The sequence below is a fragment of the Pseudoalteromonas sp. MMG022 genome (assembly GCF_021654245.1).
Classification (GTDB): domain Bacteria; phylum Pseudomonadota; class Gammaproteobacteria; order Enterobacterales; family Alteromonadaceae; genus Pseudoalteromonas; species Pseudoalteromonas amylolytica.
This window is the reverse complement of record NZ_JAKFZQ010000006.1, coordinates 148,964-166,476: the sequence shown is the minus strand read 5'-3', so window position 1 is coordinate 166,476 and position 17,513 is coordinate 148,964. Positions and strand designations below refer to the sequence as shown.

General features: G+C 44.1%; 16 protein-coding genes. 6 read left to right on the top strand and 10 right to left on the bottom strand.

Annotated elements, in window-relative coordinates; genetic code table 11:
• Positions 1-46 precede the first annotated feature (46 nt).
• Positions 47-1,246, bottom strand: a complete 1,200-nt coding sequence (tyrS, locus tag L1070_RS07785; RefSeq protein ID WP_070985851.1) for a tyrosine--tRNA ligase — start codon at positions 1,244-1,246, stop codon at positions 47-49.
• 148 nt (positions 1,247-1,394) lie between these two features.
• Between tyrS and L1070_RS07780 the strand changes: the two genes are divergently transcribed.
• The gene (locus L1070_RS07780) at positions 1,395-2,720 is read left to right on the top strand and encodes a peptidoglycan DD-metalloendopeptidase family protein (protein ID WP_237125112.1); all 1,326 of its coding nucleotides are present in this window, start codon (positions 1,395-1,397) and stop codon (positions 2,718-2,720) included.
• A 204-nt stretch (positions 2,721-2,924) separates the two neighbouring features.
• The gene (locus L1070_RS07775; RefSeq protein WP_237125111.1) at positions 2,925-3,509 is read left to right on the top strand and encodes a class I SAM-dependent methyltransferase; all 585 of its coding nucleotides are present in this window, start codon (positions 2,925-2,927) and stop codon (positions 3,507-3,509) included.
• Between the two features lie 140 nt (positions 3,510-3,649).
• Here the strand turns inward: L1070_RS07775 and mdh are convergent, their stop codons facing one another.
• Entirely contained in the window at positions 3,650-4,588 is a 939-nt protein-coding gene (mdh, locus tag L1070_RS07770) for a malate dehydrogenase (RefSeq protein WP_070985707.1), read from the bottom strand.
• Positions 4,589-4,842: 254 nt separating this feature from the next.
• On the opposite strand from mdh, the gene argR reads away from it, so the two are divergent.
• The gene (gene argR, locus L1070_RS07765; protein ID WP_070985708.1) at positions 4,843-5,310 is read left to right on the top strand and encodes a transcriptional regulator ArgR; all 468 of its coding nucleotides are present in this window, start codon (positions 4,843-4,845) and stop codon (positions 5,308-5,310) included.
• Between the two features lie 32 nt (positions 5,311-5,342).
• Here argR and L1070_RS07760 read toward each other — a convergent pair whose 3' ends face one another.
• The 5 genes from L1070_RS07760 to L1070_RS07740 form a co-directional block, all read right to left on the bottom strand.
• Positions 5,343-6,260, bottom strand: a complete 918-nt coding sequence (locus tag L1070_RS07760; RefSeq protein ID WP_070985709.1) for a Dyp-type peroxidase — start codon at positions 6,258-6,260, stop codon at positions 5,343-5,345.
• A gap of 25 nt (positions 6,261-6,285) precedes the next feature.
• The gene (locus L1070_RS07755; RefSeq protein WP_237125110.1) at positions 6,286-7,317 is read right to left on the bottom strand and encodes an ABC transporter ATP-binding protein; all 1,032 of its coding nucleotides are present in this window, start codon (positions 7,315-7,317) and stop codon (positions 6,286-6,288) included.
• Positions 7,314-8,930: an iron ABC transporter permease gene (locus L1070_RS07750; RefSeq protein WP_237125109.1), complete on the bottom strand. Its 1,617-nt coding sequence runs from the start codon at positions 8,928-8,930 to the stop codon at positions 7,314-7,316. The genes L1070_RS07755 and L1070_RS07750 overlap by 4 nt, the downstream gene beginning before the upstream one ends.
• Before the next feature lie 17 nt (positions 8,931-8,947).
• On the bottom strand, positions 8,948-9,952 hold the full coding sequence (locus L1070_RS07745) for a Fe(3+) ABC transporter substrate-binding protein (RefSeq protein WP_070985712.1): 1,005 nt from the start codon (positions 9,950-9,952) through the stop codon (positions 8,948-8,950).
• 903 nt (positions 9,953-10,855) lie between these two features.
• Positions 10,856-11,524, bottom strand: a complete 669-nt coding sequence (locus L1070_RS07740; RefSeq protein WP_237125108.1) for a DTW domain-containing protein — start codon at positions 11,522-11,524, stop codon at positions 10,856-10,858.
• 69 nt (positions 11,525-11,593) lie between these two features.
• On the opposite strand from L1070_RS07740, the gene L1070_RS07735 reads away from it, so the two are divergent.
• Both L1070_RS07735 and L1070_RS07730 read left to right on the top strand, forming a co-directional pair.
• Positions 11,594-12,133, top strand: coding sequence for a GNAT family N-acetyltransferase (locus L1070_RS07735; RefSeq protein ID WP_237125106.1), 540 nt, complete (start codon positions 11,594-11,596; stop codon positions 12,131-12,133).
• 46 nt (positions 12,134-12,179) lie between these two features.
• Complete coding sequence (locus tag L1070_RS07730) at positions 12,180-12,569, top strand: DUF2750 domain-containing protein (RefSeq protein ID WP_237125105.1); 390 nt, start codon at positions 12,180-12,182, stop codon at positions 12,567-12,569.
• A gap of 25 nt (positions 12,570-12,594) precedes the next feature.
• Here L1070_RS07730 and L1070_RS07725 read toward each other — a convergent pair whose 3' ends face one another.
• A complete protein-coding gene (locus tag L1070_RS07725) occupies positions 12,595-13,551 on the bottom strand; it encodes a LysR family transcriptional regulator (protein WP_237125103.1) in 957 nt (318 codons plus the stop codon).
• 112 nt (positions 13,552-13,663) lie between these two features.
• Here L1070_RS07725 and L1070_RS07720 point away from each other — a divergent pair, with 112 nt between their 5' ends.
• The gene (locus L1070_RS07720) at positions 13,664-14,611 is read left to right on the top strand and encodes a sodium-dependent bicarbonate transport family permease (RefSeq protein ID WP_237125102.1); all 948 of its coding nucleotides are present in this window, start codon (positions 13,664-13,666) and stop codon (positions 14,609-14,611) included.
• Between the two features lie 30 nt (positions 14,612-14,641).
• On the opposite strand, the gene L1070_RS07715 is transcribed toward L1070_RS07720, so the two are convergent.
• Together L1070_RS07715 and L1070_RS07710 are read right to left on the bottom strand one after the other, a co-directional pair.
• On the bottom strand, positions 14,642-16,078 hold the full coding sequence (locus L1070_RS07715) for a phosphomannomutase (protein ID WP_237125101.1): 1,437 nt from the start codon (positions 16,076-16,078) through the stop codon (positions 14,642-14,644).
• Positions 16,056-17,465: a mannose-1-phosphate guanylyltransferase/mannose-6-phosphate isomerase gene (locus tag L1070_RS07710; protein WP_237125099.1), complete on the bottom strand. Its 1,410-nt coding sequence runs from the start codon at positions 17,463-17,465 to the stop codon at positions 16,056-16,058. Before L1070_RS07710 ends, L1070_RS07715 begins: the two co-directional genes overlap by 23 nt.
• Positions 17,466-17,513 lie beyond the last annotated feature (48 nt).

Below are 17,513 nucleotides of genomic sequence, written 5' to 3'. Positions count from 1 at the left end.
AAAAAAGGCCAGCAAAGGCTGGCCTAATATCAAACGTCATCGGTATTTAGTTAACTGTTACTTTAGCAAACTTACGTTTACCTACTTGATAAATGGCAGTGCTGCCTTTTTCAATCAGTAACTTGCTATCTGTTATCTTTTCTTCACCGTTAAGTTTAACCGCACCTTGTTTGATCATGCGCATCGCCTCTGATGTACTTGCCACCAAACCAGCTTCTTTTAGCAAGTTGGTTATAAATGTCGCAGGTTCATCAATTGAAATGCTTACTTGCGGAATATCATCAGGCAACGCATTCTTTTGGAAGCGTTTAATAAAATCTTGGTGTGCAGCTTCAGCATCTTCAGCGCTGTGGAAACGCGCTATCATTTCTTTGGCGAACTCAATCTTAATGTCTCTTGGGTTACGACCATCTGCAACTTGCGCTTTTAAGTTTGCAATTTCTTCTAATGACAAAGCGCTCAATAATTCATAATAACGCCACATCAACTCATCAGAGATAGACATCACTTTACCGAACATATCATTTGGCGCATCAGTAATACCGATGTAGTTACCTAGCGATTTTGACATCTTTTGTACACCGTCTGTGCCTTCAAGCAATGGCATCATCAGTACAGTTTGCGGTGTTTGTCCTTCTTCTTTTTGCAGCTCACGGCCCATCAAAAGGTTGAAGCGCTGGTCAGTACCACCAAGCTCAACATCAGCCTCTAACGCAACTGAGTCCCAGCCTTGTACCAGTGGGTATAAGAATTCATGAATCGCAATTGGCTGACCACCTGCATAACGCTTTTTAAAATCATCACGTTCAAGCATACGAGCAACGGTTTGACGTGCTGCAAGTTTGATCATGCCCGCACTACCCAATTTTTCCATCCAAGTTGAATTGAATGCAACCGTTGTTTTAGCTGGGTCTAGAATCTTAAAAACTTGTTCTTTATATGTTTCTGCGTTTGCCAATACATCTTCTTTGGTAAGCGGTTTACGGGTAACACTTTTACCCGTTGGGTCACCTATCATGCCGGTGAAATCACCAATTAAGAAAATCACCTCATGACCTAAGTCTTGAAATGTCTTTAGCTTATTAATGAGAACAGTGTGACCTAAATGCAAATCAGGCGCTGTTGGATCAAAACCCGCTTTGATCTTTAGTTTTTTACCTGACTTAAGCTTTTCCTTTAAGTCGTCTTCAATAAGAATTTCTTCTGCACCACGTTTTATCTCGGCAAATGCAGTTTCTAAGTCCACCATTCATCGCTCCAAATATTCAGTTTATCGGCCGATTCTAGCCTATATTTGCATGAGTTTAAATGCACAAAATACTGGTATTGCCGCTTTATTGCGTATATCCTGCAATATTATCAACAAAATTTCTTGACAGCAGAAAAGGCGCGTTATGGTTCACGTGGTGTATAAGCTCCCTAAAAAACACAAACTGCTTATTATTGGTCTCATCTCCCTTATGTTGATTGTTGCTCTATGGCCTTCAGAAAAAGCAACAGCTTCCAAAGATCATGACAAAAAAGCATTAGAAGTCGGAAAGCGTTATGAGCTACCAGTAAAGGTTAGCGAAGTAACTGAGCAACTTACCGAGCTTAACTCCGCTGATGCGCCGATTAACACAAAGAAAGTAGAATATACCTACACTGATCATGAAGTTAAGTCAGGTGATAGCCTAGCTGTTATTTTTAAAAGAGCAGGCTTTTCAGCACAAACGCTCCATCAGGTTGTTAACACTAATGAAGAAACTCGCAAGCTGACTAAAATTCACCCAGGTGAAGTATTAAGTTTTGCAACGGATGACAAAGGCCAGTTGGCGCAGCTTAAGTATGTACTGTCAAAAACAGACACCTTATTTGTTACCCTTAATGATGAAAGTCAGTACGAAACAGCCATACAGAGCAAAGAAATTGAGACTATAGCGAAAGCTGCTGGCGGTGAGATAACCTCTAGCTTTTGGACCGCGGGTATTACATCGGGCCTTTCCGAGCGTCAGATCATGAATTTCGCTGATATTTTTGGTTGGGACGTGGACTTTGCCAACGATATTAGAAAAGGTGATGAGTTTTCTATCATCTTCGAGTCGCACTTTGTGGATGGCGAAGAAATTGGCACAGGTAAAATCATTGCCGCAGAGTTCATCAACCAAGGTGAGCGCTACAGTGCAATACGCCATACCGACGGTAACTTCTATACCCCAGAAGGCCGTAGCATGAAAAAAGCTTTCCTACGTGCACCGGTTAACTTTAAGTATATCAGTTCAAGCTTTAATCCACGCCGTAAGCACCCTGTAACAGGTCGAGTATCTGCACACCGAGGCATTGATTATGCCGCTCGCACAGGCACGCCGGTCGTCTCATCAGGCGATGGTAAAGTGATCAAGTCTGGCCGCAACAACTTAAACGGTAACTACGTATTCATCGAACACGGTAATAAGTACATTACCAAATACCTACACTTAAACAAGCGTATGGTAAAAACTGGCCAAAAAGTTAAACAAGGTCAGAAAATTGGTACTGTGGGTGCTACGGGTCGTGTAACAGGTGCACATTTACACTATGAGTTTTTGGTAAACGGCGTTCACCGTAATCCAAAAACGGTCGAGCTACCAAAATCACAACCACTCCCTGCCGCTGAGATGGCCGCGTTTAAGCCCATTGCCAAAGAAATGCTAGCAAAGCTTGAGCGCAACAGAACACTACAACTGGCACTGCATAACTAAGCAGGGCTTCAATTGTCAAAAGGTCTCGATCGAGGCCTTTTTTATTGCGCTTAGAAAGCGTCTGTAAGTTGAAGGAAGTTCAGTGTTATACGGCAGAATAACAAACGACTTTCTGATACGGAGTGGGTCGCAAACTTTATACAAGCATAATCCTACCTCTGTTGATATATTATGCATTTGCGCATTCAAAAGCAGGAAAACAAAATGAGTGATAGTTGGGACGATTACGCAGAAGGTTGGGACTCTAACGCAGGGGTCATCGAATATTCACAAAAGGCATTTGATTCACTGTGTGAGTTTATAAATTTGGAAGGTTTGCGTGTTTTAGACTTTGGTTGTGGCACGGGGTTACTCACCGAAAAGGTGGCGCGTGTCGCTTCGTCGGTCGTTGCCGTAGATGCTTCGCCGAAGATGGTTGACGTCTTAAAGCGTAAAAATATTCACAATGTAAACTCGCTAACGTGTGAAATCTCAGCAGACTTAATCAATAGCCAGCCTATCTTTGAGCCACGTTTTGATCTAATTGTCGTCTCATCTGTGTGTGCATTTTTACCGGATTATGAGCAAGCCTTATCCACACTTAAACTGCTTTTAAAAGACGGTGGGACATTTATTCAATGGGATTGGAAGCGTAGCAACGAAGAAGATGATTTTGGTTTCACCAAAGAAATAATAACCAATGCCTACGCCCATGTCGGTCTCTCACTTGTACGTGTTAGTGATGCGTTTTCACTGAAAAGCAACAAAGGTGAGGCACACGTACTTATGGGGGTTGCAAACAACGCGTAGCAGAGTCTACTAGCGCCAAGTAAAGCCCTCTGGGCGTGGTTAATCTTACACGTAGTTCTCTGAGTAGGACTTGATTAGCGATCACAACAAAAACCCACAAAAAAGCCCGCGACTGCGGGCTTTTCAATCACTTGCTAGGCTTACTTAGCCATGAAGTCAACACCCTCTTGGATGTCTTTGTTTAGTGTTTCAAGCATGTCTTCTTTCGCTTTTTGCTCGAAAGCGCTTAGCTCGCCGTAAGATAGGATTTCTTCAACACCGTTCTTACCAAGACGTACTGGGTGCGCGAAGTAAGGAGCGTCACCATTTTCAACCGCAACATAAGCGTAATCTACAACGTTGCTCTCGCCTTGTAAGCCTTTTACAAGTGAGAAACAAAAACGTGCAGCTGCTGCGCCCATTGAAAGCGTCGCAGAACCGCCACCCGCTTTAGCGTTAACTACTTCAGTACCTGCATTTTGGATACGTGGCGTTAGTGCAGCAACTTCTTCATCAGTGAAGGTTACACCTTCAACCTGAGAAAGTAGAGGTAGGATAGTTGTACCTGAGTGACCACCGATAACTGGCACTTTTACTTCAGATACGTCAACACCTTTAAGCTCAGCAACAAATGCTTCTGAACGGATAACGTCAAGTGTCGTTACACCGAATACGCGTGAAGCATCATAAGTACCCGCTTTTTTGAATACTTCAGCAACGATTGGAACCGTGCCGTTAACTGGGTTTGTAATAACACCAACGAGTGCTTTAGGACAGTTTTTAACAATACCTTCAGCCAAAGTCTTGATGATACCTGCGTTTACGTTGAACAAGTCCGCACGGTCCATACCTGGCTTACGAGGCATACCCGCTGGGATAAGTACGATATCAGCGTCAACTAACGCAGCGTCTAAATCATCAGCACCAAAACCTGCAACTTTTACTGCAGTTGGAATGTGAGAAAGGTCAACCGCTACACCAGGAACAACTGGTGCAACATCGTATAGTGCTAGCTCAGAGCCTGCAGGCAAGCCATTTTTTAGTAAAAGCGATAAAGCTTGACCGATACCGCCAGCGGCACCTAATACAGCAACTTTCATGTGAATTCTCCATAATTTGAAGGTGGAATTAAATGAGCTGTAAAGATAATGAAAAGCGCCGCTAAAGACAAATTAATCCGAGTTATTTTCATGATTTTTTCGACTATAGTTGTAAAGCTTTTGGCACTTTGCCCTTTACGCATCGTTGTATACAATCTCAACAATACCATCAAAGCATATTTCATTGTGAAAATTTGGGTAACACTGCAGTTTTGTGTAAAATCCCAAGACCGCTTTAGAAGAAATGAAACATTATGCAACCACAAGAAAAGCAAGAAGCCTTGATTAAAGCCTTTAAGGCTCTATTAAAAGAAGAAAACTTCGGTTCCCAAGGCGAGATTGTCGACGCCTTAAAAGATCAAGGCTTTGATAATGTTAGCCAAAGTAAAGTATCTCGTATGCTGAGCAAATTTGGTGCGGTGCGCACACGCAATGCTAAACAAGAAATGGTTTACTGTTTGCCCGCTGAAATGGGCGTTCCAACCGCGAAAAGCCCTTTACGTCAATTAGTTATTGATATCATGCATAATGAAATGATGATCATCATTCGCACCAGTCCGGGTGCTGCACAGCTAATCGCACGACTACTTGACTCTTTAGGCACAGCAGATGGCGTGCTGGGCACCATAGCGGGTGATGATACGATTTTTATCGCTCCGGCCAAAATATCTGAAATAGATGAAACACTAGACCGTGTAAAAACGCTTTTTGATAACGTTTAGTCACCATAGAAAAGCTGTGATTATCACAGCTTTTATTGTTCACAAAGCTTAGCCATATCAGTCAAAAATTGAATAGACGGCGCAAAAAAAGCCGCCCCCATATCCGCTTGGCTGTAATCCAGTAATGGGTCATAACACTGCGGATTGCCTAGCCTAGACGTTAAAATTTGCTCAAACCCATTCCCATTGCCTGAGCAACTGAGCCATAAACTACCCTGCTCAAACACATCACCAAACGGCATACTTTGGTCAAGTACCAACGCCAGTCCATTATCATCTTTGAGCTCAGTTAAGGTTGCATGACTATCTGGCTGTTTAGGCTCCAGCAGGGTATTATCAAGGCGTGTACGCCCCATTAACTGCTCTTGTTCATCAAGTGGTAGGCGTTGCCAAGCATCGATGTCAAACTTCACGCGCATAACGTGCACATAACAGCCCTGATCATCGCGACTGTGCGGGTTATTAACCAACGCCACTTGACGCTTAAAGCGACCGTGTGGTGCATTGCCACCGTACACAAAACCATTGAAGTCTCTGCCATCTAAAAAACGAAAACCTCTGACATGTGCCACCAGCTCGACACTGGGTGCCAACATGTGCAGTACACTTTGTGCAAAAAGGTGGTTTACATCTTCTCGGTCTGAACGGATCACGTAAAGTAAATCAAATGGTTGAGAATGAACTACATGTTCTGAGCTACTCACATTTGGAAAGCTCTTCAACTGTTCAGGAATGAACTCAGGATAAATATGTGGCCAGTACTGCGCCCCTATCGCAACAAAGCTCGATACCATAGATTCAGAGAATCTATCACTTAATTCATTTTGTAACCGTTCGCAGTTAGCCAGCGCAGCACGGACGACCTCATCCTGGCCTTCCAGTACATTAAAAAATAAATGCAGCCCATGTAGGTTTGCCTCAGCACAGACCCCTGATTGTGCTTGCGCCATGCCTTTTCCTTTTGTTCATCTAGTGTTAAGAAAAGAAATTTACCGCATGTGCTTTAATTTTTAAAGAGACAGGTTGATTTGTATCTAATAATTGCTCTGCGGGTGCCGGAACTTCGAGTTGTTGATCAGCTACCTTTATATGATAGACGTATTCTGTACCAATGAATCGTTGTTGTAGTATTTCTACATGTCCGTCAGGTGCATTCACCAATTCAATATGCTGCGGACGAACATAAATTTGCCCATGCCGTTCAGATTCTGGCAGTGTGATGGATGAGCTGACCTCACCAAATTTGGTCGCAACACTGCGGCCATTATAGCGCGTTGCATCTAGATAAATACCACGGCCCAAAAACTCGGCAACAGATTTTGTTTTTGGCTTTTGAAACAGTGCCTTAGCACTATCCAATTGCGCAATTTTACCTTCATGCATGATGGCGAGTTTGTCTGCAAAAGCAAATGCTTCATCCTTAGAATGACTCACAAAAATCGCAGAAACTTGTTGATCTTTGATGATGCTGCGGATGTCACTAATTAATTGAAAACGTACTTGCGTATCAATATTTGAAAATGGCTCATCCAACAACAATAAGTTAGGGCGATATGCGAGCGCCCTTGCAATGGCTACCCGTTGCTGTTGACCTCCTGATAGCTCGTGTGGGTAGCGCTTTTCTAACCCCTCTAAACGCACCAACTCCATCATTTGCGCCACGCGACTGCTGCGCTCAGACCGGCTTAGTTTAGATAAACCAAACGCCACATTCTGCGCCACAGTGAGGTGGGGGAAAAGCGCATAATCTTGAAACATCATGCCAATATTTCGGTGCTGAGGGGCAACGAACAGTTGCTTGTTGCTCATACACTGGCCATGAATAGAGATACGCCCCTGTTGTGGTCTAATCAGCCCCGCAATTGCTTTTAATGTGGTGGTTTTTCCACATCCGCTTGCACCGAGCAAACACACAATTTCATTGTGCTCTACTGTCAAATCTAACTGAGAAATCACAGCCTGCTGCTGATACTGATAGGATACCTTTTCTAATACAAGACTACTCATGAGCTGTGTTGTTCCATTGAACGATTAACGATATACAGCGGTACCAAACCCACTAATACAATAAATAACGCTGAGATTGAGGCCAATTCCAACTGCTCATCACTGACGTATTGAAACACATGTGTGGCGAGCGTTTCGTAGTTAAATGGTCGCAATAGTAAAGCTGCGGGTAGTTCCTTCATACACTCGATAAAAACCAATAATGCCGCAGTAAGAATGCCTCTGCGCAATAACGGAAAGTGCACCAAACTCAAAGTTTGTAGCAAATTCTTACCCATACTTTGGCTTGCCATATCAAGTGATGGACTGATCCGTACATAACTAGACTCAACCGCACCATGTGCAATGGCGTAAAAGCGTACAATATATGCAAAAACCATCGCAAATATACTACCACTGAGCAATAAACCGGGTTCAAAATCAGTGTTGGCAAACCACTGATTCAATTTATTATCTAGTAGCGTCAGCGGCAGTAATACGGCAATGGCAAGCACCGTCCCCGGTAGCGCATACCCCGTACTTGCAAACCTGCCAGGCACACTCTTACTGACATTGCTTCCTATGCGCTGATAAAACACCACCAGCAGACTTAACAACACCGCCACAACACTGACCCAAATCGCAATTTGCAAACTCTGCCAAGCATAAACGAAAAATTCACTACTCCATGCTTGTTCAAAGTAATCAATGGCATAACCAACTAAAATGGTAACAGGCAGAACAAACGCGATAAGCAAGATAACTGTACAATATGCAGTCGCTAGCCAAGCTCGCTTACCACTGAGGCGATACAATGCTTGTTCATTCATGCTCACTTGCCGCTCGTGAACGGTATTATTTTTTCTGCTAAAACGCTCCAGTAATAAAGATACAAACAAAAACAACAGCATGATCCCTGAAATTTTCGCAGCAGCCGTCAAAGAATAATACCCCAACCAAGTGTCATACACTGCCGTGGTTAAGGTGCTTACAGCAAAATAGTGAACGGTGGCAAAATCAGCCATGGTTTCCATGCTGATCAATGCCAGTGCGGCTACAACAGCTCCACGAGCCAGCGGCAGGCTCACTTTGAAAAAGCTTTGCATCGGATTAAGGCCCATCAACTGACTGGCCTGAACCAATTTAAATGATTGCTCACGAAGGGCGGTTTTGAAAATTAAGTACAGGTATGGATAAAGTACCAACGCTATCATCACAATCGCGCCCGCTAAGGTGCGAATATCAAAAAACCAATAATCTGCGGGTGAGTGCCAACCAAACCAATTACGCAGCGCGACTTGCACGGGGCCTGCATAATCCAATAGGTCAGTGTAAATGTAAGCAATAATATACGTTGGCATTGCTAGGGGCAGCATCATTGCCCATTCAAAAAAGCGTCTGCCGGGGAACTGACAGTACGCAGCAAGCCATCCCAGAGGCAGTGCAATAATACAACTTAGTGTGATCACACCGAGAATAAGTAATACAGTATTACTGATGTAATCCCATAAAACGGTATCCCAAAGGTGAGAAAACACCTCTGAGTCGCCTTGCAGTGATTCAAAAATTAAAAATGCCAATGGAGTCGATAAGCACACGCCTATCGACCACGCTATGACTTGCCACCTAGACAAACATCAACCTCCGAGTGTTATAGATCGAACTTAACTTCATCAATCAGTCTAAGTGCTACTGGGCGATATTTTGCTATCTCGGATAGTGCCAATGCGTCTTCTTTGAATGTACCCCATGATTCAACTAGCGGTGATAACTTAACGCCCGGTTTTACTGGGTATTCCATGTTAACCGACGCGTACATGCTTTGTGCCTCATCAGCGCTCATAAACTCAATTAGTTTTAGAGCATTTGCTGAGTTTTTAGCATATTTGGTCATCACTACACCTGACACATTCAGGTGTGAACCTCGATTCTCTTGGTTTGGGAAGTTGATAAATACAGACTCCGCCCATGCCTTTTGTTTCTCGTCTGTCAGCATTTTTCCAAAGTAGTAACTATTACCCAGCGCTAAATCACACAACCCTTCTTTTACCGCTTTGACTTGCGCTCTATCGTTACCTTGTGGCTTACGCGCTAAGTTAGCCTTGACATCTAACAACCATTGCTTAGTGTAAGCTTCACCGTGGTGCGCTACCATAGAAGCAACTAAGCCTAAGTTGTATGGATGTTTACCTGAGCGGGTACAGATTTTTCCGCGATATTTAGGATCCGCTAATGACTCATAAGTTAGCCCCTTTAGCTCTCCTAAACGCTCTTTTGATGAGTACACATTACGTACACGTTTAGTCAATGCCACCCAATCACCTTGTGGGTCTCGAAATGCCGCAGGGATATTGTCAGTAACTAAATCGCTTTTTATCGACTGTGTCAGCTCAAGCTCTTCTAATTGGATCAAGGCACTAAAGTTCGACGTTAAAACTAGGTCGGCTCGACTATGTTTACCCTCGCGTTTTACACGCTCAATTAACCCTTTTTTCGCAAAAACCACATTGGTTTTAATACCCGTTTGTGCCGTGAATTTATCTAAAATTGGTTGAATTAGAAAAGGTTGACGAAAAGAGTAAATATTTACTTCTTCATCAGCCATAACTGGCGTACATACTAACGTGGTAAAAAGAACTGCGAGCAGTCGCTTCATAATCAAGCTCCAATATAATGTTTATTCTTATTCAGGCAATTTTAACCTGTATCTGGGTATTGTACACCCGTTCGACCTGACTATTCACCTGCATCTCGGTGAACGGTTGCGCCAGATTGGAATTTACGTGTGAGAAATGTCTCACTAAGCACTAAGCGATCATGGAAGAGGCTGCTGTTTATATCACCAAAAAAACGATAAACCAATGAATTGAAATGACTTTTTATTTTATGCTCGTATCTGAGATAAATTTTATTGCTAATAGCTCCCTAGAGCACACTCCAGAATTGCTTATACTTAGTAACAAGTTCAGGAGAACATCGGTTTATTAGCAAGCTGATTACTCGGGTCGGATGCCCAGCTTACTAGGATGGTAAGTGTAATGGAAGAAGCATAACGGATGCATGCGGTGTCGAGTTAGAGTGAACAGGAAGTTCCTATCGTTGCAATGATGCAAAAAGGACACGCTACAGGAGTGGCGTTGAGAGTATCTCTCAAGTGGAAATTGGAAATCCGAGGATTAGATAAACAGGATTAGAGCCGTTGGCTCATAACAGGGACTCAAAAGGACGTTGGCTAAGGACATACAGCAGGAAGCTGTTATCAATGGAAGGAGCGCAGGAGCACAAGGAAGATGAGGACATTAGCAGGAAGCTAGATTTCGCAGAAACATAACGCCAAGCGAAACCAAGGAACTGGACGAAATTAGGAGTTGAAAATTTCAACATAGCAGGACGCTATAAAAGATTCCGTCAGCGCGACTCATTGAGTCGCGCTTCTTTGTTTCTGACGCATACTAAAATTAGCTTTAAGTTACCGTTTTGCTCATTACCAGACACTTTTTCGCTTTGGGTATACCGCCCAAGTCAAAAATACTCGCTCTAAATCTCGCAACCGAGTTTGTTAGCCCTTTTGACGCTTCCCCTTTAAATAAGCATCTCTGAAATCTATAAAATGCTCAGTGAGCAAAGTCGCGGCCTCTACTTCACCGTTTTGTTCTAGTACCACACACCCAACTTCTGCTGTGCCAAGCTGGTGTGCATGCGGCGCTACGCGTAATTTATAATCAGATAGTGACTGCGGGGACACAGATAGCACCGGCATGTTGTCTAAATAGGGGCTTTTGCGAAACATTTTTTTCGCTTCTCGCCATGTGCCATCCAAAAAAATATACAGGGGTATTTTGTTGTCTTCACGTATCACATGCTCAATGACACGTTGCGGCTCCACATTTTCGGCAGGAAACACCACGATAGGCTGATACCGAACATCATTTAGCAACGCTAACAGTGCAGGGTCGGGTTCTGTTCTGTCCCATCTAAAAGCATGATTATCAGGAATAACATCCGCGATTAGTCGGCCTGTATTTGATGGCTTGAAGCTCTCGTTATGATACATTAACAGGCACACTGCACTGTTGCAGTTGTGTGCAACTCGAATACCGCTACAGATGCACAAGCTTTGTGCTAACAAGCAGGTTTCACAACGACTTAGTTTTGAACCTCTGGCTTTATATTCGCGTTTAGCCACGGCTATTTGCTGTTGGCGTAGAGCCAATACAGAATTGTTCACTGAACACCCTCATATAAATTGGGCGCGTATTGTAATCAAATTCACACATAAAAGCAGTAAGGAGATAAGATGAATATTACCAACTCAGCACGCCTGAGCTACCGACTCATGGATGAACATGACGCACAGTTGTTATTTGAACTCGACCAAGACCCTGCTGTAATGAAATATATAAATGGTGGCATCCCCAACTCCATGGAAGACATTGAGAATATCTTCATTCCTCGGTTAAATGCTTTTAGTAACCCCTCTCAAGGTTGGGGGCTCTGGCAAGTAAACGTGCTTGATACACAGCAATTTATCGGCTGGGTATTAGTGCGCCCCATGGGATTTTTTAACGGCGAACGAGATGACAGCGACCTTGAGCTGGGCTGGCGCTTCAAGCAATGTACATGGGGCAAAGGCTACGCCACTGAAGCTGCTTCACATATTGCTCAGGCACTAAGCACTAATCCAGCCACTGCATCATTCTCTGCTACAGCACTTGCAGATAACCTAGCCTCAATCAGCATAATGAAAAAGCTCGGCATGTCTTTTATTAAAGAGTATATCCACCGCGATCCCCTCGGTGATATGGAAGCCGTGTTATATCGGAAAAACTTAGACTAAGATTTATGTAATCCCCGTCGGCTGCTTACACATCATGGATAAAAATATGAATACCTCCATTAACCCAGATCGCATTAAAGCGATTTTAAATAATGACAATGCACAACGTTATAAATACTTAATAAAAGAAGTCACCCAAAGTGAAAAAATCTGGATTTTAACCGATGAACATGGCTGCGTGATGCTCAACAGTGACAGTGAAGACTGCGTGCCTGTTTGGCCAAATAAGGAGTTTGCCGAACTATGGGCCACGGGAGACTGGAAAGACTGCGAGCCACAGGCCATTAGCCTGAAAAAATGGCATGATAAGTGGACTGATGGGCTGGCTGATGACGAGCTCGCTATTGCTATATTTCCCCTTCCAGATCAGGATGGACTGATTGTTGACCCTGATGAGTTTGATTACGAGTTAGAGCAATTTAGAAAACGAATGTAGGTAACATCGTGACGGAGCAAAAGAATCAAGGTTGTTGCTCTGTCACATTCAGTCGATGTAACTCATTCTCTGTCCATGGACTATCTAAATAACGCTCTAAGTGTGACGTCGCAAAACGTAAAAATGACTTCGCCGAGTGAGAAATGTGCCTATCGGTTCGAACTACAAAATACCAGTGACTTGCTAAATGGGTGTCGCTTACATCTAACTTTACAATGTTAGATTGGTCTTGACCCAACACGTGCTCAGACAGCACCGCCACACCCATTCCTGCACTTACCGCTTCTCTAATTGCTTCATTGCTCGCCATTTTCACACTGTTGGATAGCACCAAACCACGACTTTGCAGCTCACTTTCAAACAACATACGTGTTGCCGAACCACTCTCCCTTAACAAAAAACGATACTTGACCACATCCGCGAGGTTAAGCCCGCTTGATTGTGACAACGGATGCCCTTTAGGTGCAATAAAGACTAGTGGGTTTTTCAAAAACCTAGCCGCTTGCGCATGTTCCAGTGTCGGTGGATGGCTAAATACGTAGAGATCATCTTCACCACGTTCGAAACGGCTCAACACATGCGCACGATTACCAACCTCAACATGCATCTCAACATTTGGATGAGTCGCACTAAAAGGCCCATATAACTTAGGTAGAATATACTGTGCAGTGTTAACCATTGCGATACGGCAATGTCCCCGCTCGCCGCCGCGCAGTTCTTCAAGATAGCCTTGATAGTCTTCAAAGTGGCCGAATACCTGCTGACAGGTTTGAAACAACCTCATTCCCGCATCAGTAGGGTGCAAGCGTTGTTGATAAGTGTAAAAAAGCGGCTCCGCGACGGTTTCTTGTAAACGTTTTATCTGCAAAGACACGGTCGGTTGCGTAAGGTGCAAGCGGCGAGCTGTTTCACTTATCGAGCCACTTTTCACTACACTCATGAACACTTCCAGTAACCGAAATGATATCTGTCTTAAATCCATTTCACCCACCCATTTATATATATCTATACATAACTATCAATTATTTTATTTTTATCTATCTTAAATTCACTCTAAGATCCTGTCTATACATTGATTGAACGAGGAGTACATAATGCCCGATATTGTGGTCATGTTTTTCATTCTAGGGCTCACCGCTGGAATATTACGTTCTGACTTGGCTATTCCTAAAGCAACATACGAAACGCTAAGTCTGCTGCTTATGCTAACCATAGGTCTAAAAGGCGGTATGGTGCTTCACGGTAATCTCAGCTGGACGCTATTACCTGAAATGGCCAACGTAATGCTACTGGGTGCTTTAATTCCATTGACGCTTTATCCCGTGCTAAAACACCTCATTAAGCTTTCTACAGCGAACAGCGCAAGCATTGCCGCTCACTATGGTTCTGTGAGTGCAGGCACCTTTGCTGTTGCCTTGGCCTACGCCGAATCACAACAACTTCAAGTAGGTGCAGAAGTAACCTTGTATCTCGTCATGCTTGAGCTGCCTGCGATTATTGTCGCTCTGTTACTCTACCGACGTTTTGGAGAACACAGCGACACGCAAAGTACGCTCTCTCTAAAGCACCTTTGGCACGAAACACTCACTAACAAAAGCGTTATTTTGCTGGTCGGGGGAGTCATCATCGGTATGATGTACGGCACACAGCAAGGCAGTCAGGTCACAAGCCTGTTGACCAATAGCTTTAAAGTGGTCTTAGCGCTGTTTTTATTGGAAATGGGTTTAACTGCCGCGCAAACGCTCAGACCCGTGCCATGGCATCATTGGAGACTGGCGAGTTTTGCACTACTCACGCCAATAGCGCTGGGCTGTGTTGGTGTGGGTGTGGGCACTTTGTTGGGCTTAGAACTAGGCTCCGTTGTCATCTTAGCCAGCCTTGTTGCGAGCGCATCCTACATTGCGGCACCCGCAGCCATCAAAGCAGCTATTCCTGACGCGGATATAGGGCTGGCGATGCTCAGTTCACTCGGGCTCACCTTCCCATTTAATGTGATCATTGGGATTGGGTTGTACCATCAGCTCGCATTATTCATTTACTAAACATGCAAAGCTCAGCTTAAAGCTGGGCTTTCAAAACAGTGTCTCAATGCCAGATAAAACCCCTGCAACTAACTTTTGTGCAACTGCTTTGTTACTTGCTTCGCTATAGCACCTTAACTCAGGAGCATTACCCGATGGCCTAATATGGATAATATGTCCTTTATCCACAAGTGTGATACGCACCCCATCGGTTGTATCCACCTTTAACTCCCCTTGATAAGCGATATGCAAACGTTTAAGCAGTAGCTCTGGATGAGTGGTAGCCAACTCAATAACACCCGCACTTCTGTGCTGTGCAAAGTTTTTTAGTCGGTCGCTGTGGGTATGCCTGTGCGTTACATCTGCCACAACCTGACTTAACTTTTTCTGAGATACACACGCCAAAGCACATAATGCAGGTAGCGTGGCATCACGTGTTGGTAACTGTTTTAGTACTTTTTTATTGTTATACACATCAGAACCAAGTAAAAAACCACCATTGGCTTCAAAACCCGCAACTCTGTGGTGGCCGTGCTGTAACGCTGCCATTCCCGCTATCACATAGGGTGAGCCAATTTTAGTGCGCTGAACTTGCTTGAAAGCACCTGATGCTTCTATGGATGAATTACAGCTAACAGGGGTAGCAAGCGCCTCAATCTTCAAATACTTCGCCGCCAGTAGTGATAGAATGTCTCCCGCTAAATACTCACCTTGTTCATCGGCCAGCAGTGCTCTATCACCATCACCATCTGTGCTAAATAGAGCATCTAGCTTATGTGATGTCACCCACAGTCTGGCTTGTAAACGGTCTGCATGCGCTACCGCCTCTGTATCTATTGGCACAAATTGTTCACTGCGCCCAAGCAAAGTGACTTGCGCCCCCAACGCATTCAATATCAATGGATAAATGTCTCTACCCGCACTGGTATGCTGATAGATACCAATATGCTTTCCAGCTAACAAATTTGCTGGGAAATAATCAACATACCGCTTGATATATTGTTGCTTTGCGTAGTCACTCGCCTTAGGCAAATCAAGAGAAGGAATGGTTGGCACACTGACTTGTGCATTAATAATCGCTCGTTCATCCGCTTTACTGACTTCACCCGTGGCCAAATAAAACTTGATACCATTACGGTCAAAAGGAATATGACTTCCTGTGATCATAATGGCGGGAATGCCTTGTAATTGAGCCGCATAAGCCAACGCTGGAGTCGGAATAACCCCATAATACTCAACCTCATAGCCATGTAGTTTGAGTGTGCTAATACACACTTTTGCGATCTGCGGACTACTTGGGCGGTTATCGATGGCAAGGGCAACGCGTTTGACGTGCTTTTGAATAGCCACAAATGCCAGCGTAAATGCACCAATCACGTCTGGTGTAAACTGGCTGACCTCGCCTCTGACGCCACTCGTGCCAAAGCTTATAGCACTTTGCGCTATTACTTCATTACTGCGCATATCAACGCCGGCCATATTGATCATCAAAGCGCACAATATCATCCTCAGCCAAGTAAGCGCCTGATTGTACTTCTATTAACTCTAAATCCACTTTACCAGGGTTTTCCAACGCATGAACCTGTGCAATTGGAATATATACAGACTCATTTTCACCGACGTACTGCTCTTTATCACCAATCAACACTTTGGCTGTGCCTGCAACCACTACCCAGTGTTCCGAGCGATGATAGTGCATCTGCTTGGATAACTTGGCACCGGGTTTAACCGTAATGCGTTTTACCAAAAACCGTTCACCACGGTCAAAGGCATCGTACTTGCCCCACGGGCGATACACTTCACGATGAATACTCGCTTCTGAGCGGTTTTCATCTTGCAGCTGTTGAGCAATATCCCTGACCTTTTGAGTGTGATCTTGATGTGCGACTAGTAGCGCATCTTTGGTGTTAATTATCACTAAATCCTGTACGCCAAGCGTTGCTACCAGCTTGTCTTCATTGAGTATTAACGTGTTTTGCGTATCGAGTGCTTTCACATCTCCTTTGATAACGTTACCCTGTTCATCTCTTTGCGATATATCCCATAACGCGGAGAACTCACCTACATCATTCCAGTGTGCATCCAAAGCCACAACAAGCCCGTGTTTTGTATGCTCCATCACGGCATAATCAATCGAGTCACTCGGACACTCAGCAAAAGCGTCTTGATTAATACGTATAAAGTCGAGATCGGGTGTTTGATCACGCATCGCTGCTTTACATGCGGTATAAATATCGCATTGGTATTGTTTTAATTCTTCGAGATAGCGACTTGCTTTAAACATAAACATACCACTGTTCCAATAATACTCACCCGTGCTCAGATAATGCGTTGCCAGTTCAAGGGTAGGCTTTTCAACAAAACTATCCACCCGATAACCATACGGTTGCTGTGCTTGTCCGCTTTTGATGTAGCCATAGCCGGTATGCGGGTGCGTGGGTACGATACCAAAGGTCACTAAGTGGTTGTTCTTAGCCAGTGTTGCTGCCTGCTCAACGGCATGATGAAATGCCTGAATATCTGCTATTGTATGATCTGCGGCCAATACTAATAAAATCGGGTCTTCCCCTTTCTCAAGTGCTTTTAATGCAGCCAATGCGATGGCAGGAGCGGTATTACGCCCCTCAGGTTCAAGTAAAATTTGCGTATCAGTATGGTCAATTTGTCTTAGTTGTTCGGCGGTAATAAAACGGTGTTCTTCGTTGCAAATCACCAATGGGCTCGCATGGGGTAGTCCTTGCAAACGCAATACCGTCTGTTGAAAAAGGGAGTGCTTTGAATCTGTCAGTGTGAGGAATTGCTTTGGATACTTTTCTCGAGATAGCGGCCAAAGGCGTGTACCGACACCGCCCGCAATAATGACTGGTTGAAACATTTTTACCTCACTTTACATCTAATTGGCGGTATAGTCGGAGTTCTTCAC